The organism is Ligilactobacillus agilis DSM 20509, from assembly GCF_001436215.1.
Taxonomy (GTDB): Bacteria; Bacillota; Bacilli; order Lactobacillales; family Lactobacillaceae; genus Ligilactobacillus; species Ligilactobacillus agilis.
On record NZ_AYYP01000055.1, the window covers coordinates 1 to 291 of the forward strand.

The following is a 291-nucleotide window of genomic DNA, read 5'->3' on the forward strand; positions in this document are numbered from 1 at the left end:
CCACCCCGACCCAAAGTCGTAACGTGCCCTTCCTTTGATAGGCCCTGGAAACCAGCCACAACTACAATGTCTACTTCTTCAAAGGCCGCCATAATCTTGTCCGTCTGCACGTCAATTACCTTGGCATTTTGGTAGTCATTGTTAGTCCTAAAACCAGCATCCGGACCGGTTAGAGCCGTGGCCTTGTAGCCATTTTGCTTGAGCATTTGGGTAAAGACTGCCGTTGAGATTACTTCTCCCACCGAAACCAGCATATCCAATTCACGTCCGTTTAAAGCTGTCTTTTCACCA

At 48.5% G+C, this 291-nt stretch carries 1 protein-coding gene; it reads right to left on the bottom strand.

What is annotated here, in order from left to right; translation table 11 throughout:
• Nucleotides 1-291, bottom strand: a 291-nt coding sequence (locus tag FC14_RS06115; RefSeq protein ID WP_478211997.1) for an amino acid kinase family protein, incomplete at both ends; no start/stop codon positions are given.